At 69.7% G+C, this 6,510-nt stretch carries 5 protein-coding genes; 4 read left to right on the top strand and 1 reads right to left on the bottom strand.

Going from position 1 to position 6,510, the window contains the following annotated elements; genetic code table 11:
- Positions 1–293: 293 nt before the first annotated feature.
- The 4 genes from ABT015_RS37735 to ABT015_RS37720 all read left to right on the top strand — a co-directional run bounded on the left by ABT015_RS37735 (position 294) and on the right by ABT015_RS37720 (position 5,459).
- On the top strand, positions 294–1,190 hold the full coding sequence (locus ABT015_RS37735; RefSeq protein WP_350887830.1) for a class I SAM-dependent methyltransferase: 897 nt from the start codon (positions 294–296) through the stop codon (positions 1,188–1,190).
- Positions 1,191–1,287: 97 nt separating this feature from the next.
- Positions 1,288–2,997 (top strand): carbamoyltransferase N-terminal domain-containing protein, encoded by a 1,710-nt coding sequence (locus tag ABT015_RS37730; protein WP_350887827.1) that lies wholly within the window; start codon positions 1,288–1,290, stop codon positions 2,995–2,997.
- A 107-nt stretch (positions 2,998–3,104) separates the two neighbouring features.
- On the top strand, positions 3,105–4,121 hold the full coding sequence (locus ABT015_RS37725; protein ID WP_350887825.1) for a polysaccharide deacetylase family protein: 1,017 nt from the start codon (positions 3,105–3,107) through the stop codon (positions 4,119–4,121).
- A gap of 87 nt (positions 4,122–4,208) precedes the next feature.
- Complete coding sequence (locus ABT015_RS37720; protein WP_350887822.1) at positions 4,209–5,459, top strand: glycosyltransferase; 1,251 nt, start codon at positions 4,209–4,211, stop codon at positions 5,457–5,459.
- Positions 5,460–5,617: 158 nt separating this feature from the next.
- Here the strand turns inward: ABT015_RS37720 and ABT015_RS37715 are convergent, their stop codons facing one another.
- Complete coding sequence (locus ABT015_RS37715) at positions 5,618–6,394, bottom strand: hypothetical protein (RefSeq protein ID WP_350887820.1); 777 nt, start codon at positions 6,392–6,394, stop codon at positions 5,618–5,620.
- Positions 6,395–6,510: the final 116 nt, after the last annotated feature.

Raw genomic sequence — 6,510 nt, 5'->3', positions numbered from 1 at the left:
ACAGCTACCTCGCAGGCCTCCACCTCCGTGGCGCGATGATCTGGATCAAGGACCTCACCCGGACCCGTTGATCACGACCGAATACGCGCCCTAGGAGTCGCCGTTAGGAGCCGCCGTCGAAGTGCCACGCCCACTCCACGAGCAGTGCGACGGGTGGACGGGTTCCCACTCGGCATCGGCCGGTTCATGGCGGCGTATCACCACCCCGCAATCCACCATCCGAGATCACTTTGACGACGGACCCCGGCAACACCTGTCGGTCCCGCAATCCCCATCGCCCGAGGAGTTCCGAGATGTGGCCAGGCAACAGCACCCTTGCAACGCACACGCTCGACGCGAACGCTGTTCGTACCCATCCCCGCTGCGGACCGGTCGACCAAGCACCTCGAAAGTACCGGGGACCCCATCAGCTCTCCCGAAACGGATGGGCGAACTTCGCCGAGCGGCTGGAACGATCCGAGGAGATCGCCACCATCCTGTCGCTCACCGCGGGCCACGCCCGTGTCCTCGACGTCGGCGGCGGCACCGGCGAGCTGACCCGGGCCGTGGCAGCGCAGATCGGCAAGTGCACGACCGTCGAACCACACCGTGACAGGGTGGCCGTCCTCGACGCCGGGGGGCCGGCCGCGGCCGCGGTCGAAGTGCATCCCGGCCGAGCGGAGGCCTTGCCCTTCGCCGATCGCTCCTTCGACCTGGTGTACACCGCCTGGGTCCTTCACTACGTGCAGGACCTGCAGCAGGCCCTCGAAGAGATCGCCCGGGTCTGCGACGACACCAACCCCGATGCCACGATCGTCGTAGTCGGTGGATCCCCCGACAACGAACTCGTCCGCCTGCTCAACGACGTGTGCGTTCCGATCGCCGGAGAGCAGCCCGATCACCAGGGCTTCCTCCTCGCCGAAGCCGCCCGGGTCTTCTCCGACCACGGGTTCTCCGAGTTCAGCCTGCTGCGTACCGAGGCGGCGCTGCACTTCCCGGAGGTTTCCGAGCCGGACCGGATCACCGCCGCGGCGGCGACGCTGGTCGACTTCTGGTTCGAGGGCCATGCCCGTGCCGCCGACATGCGGCGCGCTCTGGAACCGGCGCTGCGCGAGCACTTCGCGCGCCGCCCCCATGCCGTGGGTGACCAGGCCACTGTGCTGGTCGCTCGGGCACCGCGGCTGGACAACCCGAACACCGGCACGGCGTAGAACCCATGGTCCGGTGCGATCTGCGGCGCCGGCAGGCGGACGCCACTCACCGCTGCCCCGTCGAGGCTCCACCGTCATCGCACAAGGAGCGTGATGCATGATTTCCTGCGGACTCAAGCTCACCCACGACGGCGCCGTGGCGCTGATCGACGGCGACCGGCTGGTGTTCAGCGTCGAGATGGAGAAGATCGGCAACGGCAAGCGGTTCAGCTGGATCACCGACCTCAACATCATCCCCGGGATACTCGCCGATTTCGGTTACCGGCCCGAGGACGTGGACGAGTGGGTGATCGACGGCTGGGACGGTGACCAGCCCAGGCCGCTCTTCTTCACCATGCACGACAACGGGAAACCGGTCGAGATCACCGTCGCGCCGTACCGCGAGTGCCAGGCCTGCCCGGATCTGCTCCTGCCCGGCTACTCCGACGAGTTCACCATCGACGGCCACGGCTACCAGTACACCAGCTACACGCATGCCGCCGGCCACTTGTCCAGCACCTACTGCACCAGCCCCTTCGCCCGGCGTGGGGAGCCCGCGTTCGTGCTCATCTGGGACGGTGGTCTGTTCCCGGCCCTGTACTCGGTGGATCCCGCCACCGGGGTGCGCAATCTGGGCGACCTGTTCCCGGTGCTGGGACACGCCTACGCGGTCGCCGGCCAGCATTTCGGCCCGTTCCGCAAGCCCGGCGAGCCCGATACCTGGGACCTGACGGTGGCCGGGAAACTCATGGCCTACATCGCGCTCGGCACACCCCGTGAACCGGTGCTCGCCGTGTTGCGTGAGGAGTTCCACCGCATTTTCGAGAGCGAACAACCTCAAGCAGTGGAATACCGGCGCCGCACCGGCGGGTTCGGCAGCCCGTTCGAACCTTCGATGCCGCCGGTGCACGAGTTCTACGCCGCGGTGCGTACGAGGACCGACCCGGCCGCGGTGTCCGACGAGGACGTGCTGGCCAGCATCCACCAGTTCTTCGAGGACCTGCTCTGCGAGCGGATCACCGGTGCGTTGCGCGCGGCCGGCGCGGCGGGGCCGGTGAACCTGTGCTTCACCGGCGGCTGTGCGCTGAACATCAAGTGGAACAGCGCACTCCGCGCGCTGCCGGCCGTCCGCGAGATGTGGGTGCCCCCGTTTCCCAACGACTCCGGCTCGGCCATCGGCGCCGCGGCGCTGGGTCGGGCCGCGCACGCGAAGCTTTCGGCCCTCGACTGGTCCACCCGGCTGGGGCCCGAACTGCTTCCCGTGTCGGACATCCCCGGCGGCTGGTCGGCCCGTCCGTGCTCACCGGCCGAACTCGCCGGGCTGTTGCACGAGACCGGCGATCCGGTGGTGGTGCTCAGCGGGCGCGCGGAGTTGGGGCCACGGGCCCTGGGCGGACGCAGTATCCTCGCCGCGCCGACCGATCCCGGGATGAAGGACGAACTCAACCGGATCAAGGCGCGCGAGCCCTACCGTCCGGTCGCCCCGATCTGTCTGGTCGACGCCGCCCCGAAGATCTTCGACCCGGGCGTCCCGGACCCGTACATGCTCTTCGACCACGACGTGCGGCCGGACTGGGTGGACCGCATCCCGGCGGTCGTGCACCTCGACGGCACCGCCCGGCTGCAGACGGTCGACCCGGCCGACGACCCGGTCCTGGGCGAGGTGCTCGTCGAGTACCACCGGCTCAGCGGGATTCCGGTGCTGTGCAACACCAGTGCCAATCTCAACGGCAGCGGATTCTTCCCGGACGTGGCCTCGGCCATCGAGTGGGGACAGGTGGACCGCGTCTGGAGCGCCGGAACGCTCTACCAGCGTCGCAGCGGTTGACCGACGGGACCGGGACGGGTGCTGCCCCGGCCCGGCCGGTGAATTCCGTTGCCCGGCAGCGCTTTCTGGAGGATCCGATGCTTTTCTGTGGAATTTCCTGGGGGGCGGTGGGATACCGCGCCGCCGGAGTGGACGCGACCGGCGAGGAGGTCTTCGCCCGGGACTTCCCACCGGGTTCGCTCGATGCCCTGATCGCCTTTCTGCGCGAGCGGACGGCGACCGCCGACGGCGGGTTGAGCTGCGTCATCGACAGCACCAACGGAACGCTGGACCTGCACCTGCTGACCGCGGGTCTGACCGTGTGCCGGGCCGATCCGGGGCTGTTGCCCGGCAGGCCGGTCGACGGCTCGGTGCCCGCGACCGAGTTGGCCAGGGCAGCCGCGGCCGACCCGACCGCGATCACGCGGCTGACGGCCGGTGCGGGCATGCTCAGCGGTCGCACCGACGCGTCCGACCACCACATGCGCATTCCGGCCGGACTCCAGCGACGCGCCACTCCCGCCGGCACCCTGCCGGAACGCGGCGGGGGGCAGCCGCTCCAGGTCGCGCTGACCTTCGACGACGGCCCGTGCCCGCCCTACACCGACCGGATCCTGGACATCCTGCGGTCCTACCGGGTGACGGCCAGTTTCTTCTGCGTCGGGTTGAACGCGGTCGGCTACCCGACGACGCTGCGGCGCATCGCCGAGGAGGGGCACACGCTGGGCAACCACACCTGGTCACACCCCTTTCTGCCCGACCTCGGCCAGGACGAACTCGCCTTCCAGGTCGAGGCGACCGCCACGGCGATCTCCAGGATCACCGGGCTGCGGCCCCGCCTGGTCCGCCCGCCCTACGGGGCCGGCCGGCCCGAAGTGCTGGACTGGTTCGTCGAGCGGGACCTGGTCTGCGTGCTGTGGGACAACGACAGCCGGGACTGGGCCGCGCCGGGGGCAGCGGAGATCACCGAGCGGGTCGTCCGGCAAGTCCACCACGGGCCCATCGCCCTGCTGCACGACGGCGGCGGCGACCGGTCGCAGACCGTGGCGGCCCTGCCCGGGATCATCGAGCAGTTCCTCTCCGAGGAATACGCCTTCGTGGGCGTCGACACGCTGTGGCCGGTGCTCCCCGACCCGGGATCCTGAACTCACGGCGGGTCGCCCACTGCGTCGCCGCGCCCCCGCCACCGTCGCGCCCACCCCCGTCGCCACCTGCCGCAGATCGGAGCAGCGATGTCACCGCAACGCGCGAACCAGCCCCGGATCGCGGTCGTGATCCCCACGTACAACCGATCCGCGCTGCTGCGCAGCACGCTGGCGGCGCTGGCGAGGCAGCGGCTTCCGGTGAGCGAGTTCGAGGTCGTCGTCTCCGACGACGGCTCCTCGGACGACACCAGCGACACGGTCGCCGGTTTCGTCGACCGACTCCGGCTGCAGTACCACTTCCAGGAGGACCTCGGCTTCCGGGCCTCGGCCGCGCGGAACGCCGGGGCCCGGCGCACATCCGCACCGATCCTGGTGTTCCTCGACGCGGGTGTGCTGCCGGGTCCGGACTTCCTGTCCGCCCACCTGTCCGCCCACCTGTCTGCTCAGCTGCCGGGTTCGGCCGTGGCCGGGTACATCTTCGGCTACCAGCCGGACGGCCCGGTCGCCGCACTCGACGAGACCACGTGGACCCTGGACCCCGAACAGCTGATCCGGAACTACGGCGATTCGCCGGAGTTCCGGGATGCTCGGCACCTCGCGTTCGAGCGTTTCGGCTTCGACCTCGGGAACTGCGCGGTTCCGTGGCAGTGGTTCTGGTCGGGGAACTGTTCGGTGCGCGCAGCGGACTTCTGGGCGGCCGGCGGATTCGACGAGGACTTCCGCAGTTGGGGAGGCGAGGACACGGAGTTGGCGTACCGGCTGTTCGGGCGCGGCGCGCGATTCGTCGTGAGCCGGGCCGCGTGGGCTATCGAGGCGCCGCACCCCAGGACGGTCGTGCCGAACCTGAGCAGCGGCAGCGCCAACATGCTGATGGTCCTCCACAAACACCCGGACACCGTGGTCGAACTCCTGTGGTCCTGGTTCGCCCGTGAACAGCATTCCCAGTTCCAGATCCACCACGACTGGAACGTCGAGGACGAGTACCTGCTCGTCCTCGACGCGGTCGCCAAGGCCAGATCGGTCGACGTCACCGACGAACTGGCGCAGCTGCGCCACATGGCGGGAAACGCCCGGATAGCCGTTCTGGGTTGTGGCGACGACGTGCCGGACTGGCTGGCCACCGCCGAGCTGTTCGACTTCGATCGTGAGGTCGTCGAGAAAGCCGCGTACCAGGTGAGCCATGCCATCGGGCTGCGCACCGCTTTGCCGGACAACTCGGTCGATCTCGTCTTCGTGACATCGAGGCTGCGGACGTTGTGGGACCAGTGGGAGAGCACGATCCGGGCCGAGGCGCGTCGGATCGGAGGCGATCTTCTCGGCCCGCCGGAGCCGAGGTGATCCGGCCGGGAGGTTGGCGGCTCGGACACGGTGTCCGGGTACCGCGGCCTGCCGAAACCGGGCCGCATCCGCCGCCGTCGATCGGTTCGGCGGGTTGTTCCGCGCTCACCTCGACGGGCTGAGGTGACCTGCGGCGGTGGGTGCGGCCGGCTCCCGGGCTACGGCTCGACGTACTTGCGCAGTACCTGCTGGTAGTCCGCGAACTCCGGCTCGCTGTGCAGCTTGGAGACGTCCTTCTTCAGGTAGACCATGCTGGGGCAGCTGGGTTTGGCGCTGCCGAGCAGCTGTTCGGTGCCGACCTTCTTCCCCGTCCTGGCCTCGTACACGGTCACCTCGTACGTGCCACGGTAGAGCTTGAGGGTGTCCGAGGTGAACTTGCAGTCGGTGAGGAACTCGCCCTCGTCGGGTGAGCCCAGGCAGGCGATCAGCTGGACGCGGTACGGGTCCAGGTGGGTCCCGCTCCAGTAGTCCGGCGAGCCGGCGGTGGGGGAGGCGGGGTGCGAGGTGCCGGACTCGCTGAGGGTGAACATCGCGACCGGGTGCGGCCCGGCGCCGGTGTGCTCGGCGGTCTTGGGGAAGTACTTGCGCGCGATGTCGGAGGCGCAGCCGGCGTCGAGGTCGGAGATCCGGCTGAGTGCCTTGTCGCTCGCCTTCGGCTCGAAGATCACCCAGTAGACGCCGTACCCGAGGACTCCGACCATCGCCAGCGCGACCACCCGTGCGGCGATCGTCCGTCCCTTGCGCTGGCCGGGTGTCAACTGCCGTGCGGCGCCGGTGGAGGCGCGCTTCCTGGTTGCCACGGCGTAGGCGAGGAAGAGGATCGGGGACGCCGCCACCACGGCGAACAGCACACCGACCGGGGCGTTTCCGCCGTTGAACGCGATCATCGAGAAGACCACCGAGATCGCGGCGAGCAGGACTATCAGCTTGGCCATGAACATGCCCTCCCACAGGTCGACAGCAGCCGCGAGACTACCGCTGCCGGGGCGGGGTGGGGGCGCCCGCCCCCCCCCCCCCCGCGCCCCCCGGGCCCGCCCGCGCCCCCCCCCCC

The organism is Kitasatospora sp. NPDC094016, assembly GCF_040304045.1.
Lineage (GTDB): Bacteria > Actinomycetota > Actinomycetes > Streptomycetales > Streptomycetaceae > Kitasatospora.
Note: the sequence above shows the minus strand (reverse complement) of the source record. Positions and strands in the feature narration are given on the sequence as shown.

Excerpts from the sequence above, each read along its gene's own strand:
- ABT015_RS37735 (WP_350887830.1), top strand. The coding sequence starts at position 294 with ATGTGGCCAGGCAACAGCACCCTTGCAACGCACACGCTCGACGCGAAC.
- ABT015_RS37730 (WP_350887827.1), top strand. The coding sequence starts at position 1,288 with ATGATTTCCTGCGGACTCAAGCTCACCCACGACGGCGCCGTGGCGCTG.
- ABT015_RS37720 (WP_350887822.1), top strand. The coding sequence starts at position 4,209 with ATGTCACCGCAACGCGCGAACCAGCCCCGGATCGCGGTCGTGATCCCC.
- ABT015_RS37715 (WP_350887820.1), bottom strand. The coding sequence starts at position 6,394 with ATGGCCAAGCTGATAGTCCTGCTCGCCGCGATCTCGGTGGTCTTCTCG.